Origin of the sequence: Fusicatenibacter faecihominis (assembly GCF_020686945.1) — a bacterium.
Lineage (GTDB): Bacteria > Bacillota > Clostridia > Lachnospirales > Lachnospiraceae > Limivivens > Limivivens faecihominis.
This window is the reverse complement of the sequence record NZ_JAJEPR010000103.1, coordinates 1-1,045: the sequence shown is the minus strand read 5'-3', so window position 1 is coordinate 1,045 and position 1,045 is coordinate 1. Positions and strand designations below refer to the sequence as shown.

Here is a 1,045-nt window from a genome sequence, read left to right as displayed (position 1 = left end):
GTAAATAAGAAATATATGTTCTAAAAGGTTCTAAAACAGTTGTATCCAACTTTATAAAGAGAAAATATGTTCGATATCCTATTGCAATATTATTCGCGTTATGATATACTATATGTATGAAAGAAAATCTTAAATATTACCGCACTTGTGTGTGCAATATTAATTACCATATGGTATGGTCAGTAAAATACCGGCGGAAGATATTAAATGCAGAGATTGAAGCATATCTTCAGAAACTGGTACAGGAGATTGCGGAGGATAAGGGATTTACCGTTCATTTGTTTGAATGTGGTGAGGGAGATCATGTCCACTGTTTTGTATCAGCCCCTCCGAAATTATCCATAACTGCGATCGTGAAATATCTGAAGGGAATCACCGGCAGGAAGCTGTTCGAACGTTTTCCGGAAATAAGAAACCAGCTGTGGAAAGGAGAGCTGTGGAATCATTCCTATTATGTGGAAACGGTCGGATCGGTATCGGAAGAAAATATCCGCAGGTATATCGAACATCAGAGCAAAGCTTACTGATACTATGGAGGAGAGGAAATGCTGCTGTCAAAGAAAACATCCATAAAGATCAGCTGTGAATATGCGAATCTCATCGGACATATGTGCTACGCAGCATCCAAGCTCTGGAATGTCTGTAATTATGAGCGCCAGCATTACAAAGAAACAGGGCTGGGGCAATATCCGGACTGGTATTATCAGAAAAAAGCCCATAAAGAAGATCTGTGGTATAAACAGCTCCCGTCCCAGACTGCCCAGGAAGTCTGCAGGCTGCTGGATAAGGCATGGAAGTCTTTTTATGCCTTGAAAAGGTCCGGTGGAATTGAGTCGCCCAGACTGCCGCGGTTTAAGCAGGATGGAATTCCCATTACCTATATGCAGATGGGGATCGTGCATGAGCGGGATACGGAGAAAGTCCGCCTGTCCCTTCCAAAGGCATTAAAAAAATATATGGAAGGAACGTATCAGATCCATGAAAACTTTCTTTTTCTTGAAAATAAGATTTTCAGGGACATGGATCAGATCAAACAGCTGCGGAT

Annotated in this window: 1 protein-coding gene and 1 pseudogene; both read left to right on the top strand. The window is 41.4% G+C overall.

Annotated features, from left to right (window positions below):
* Positions 1-116: 116 nt before the first annotated feature.
* Positions 117-527, top strand: a complete 411-nt coding sequence (gene tnpA / locus LKD71_RS18090; protein ID WP_227616435.1) for an IS200/IS605 family transposase — start codon at positions 117-119, stop codon at positions 525-527.
* Positions 528-545: 18 nt separating this feature from the next.
* Positions 546-1,045: pseudogene (locus LKD71_RS18085) on the top strand (RNA-guided endonuclease InsQ/TnpB family protein); the annotation flags it as partial.

Bases quoted from the DNA above. Each gene is read 5' to 3' on its own strand.
- tnpA (WP_227616435.1), top strand. From the start codon at position 117: ATGAAAGAAAATCTTAAATATTACCGCACTTGTGTGTGCAATATTAAT.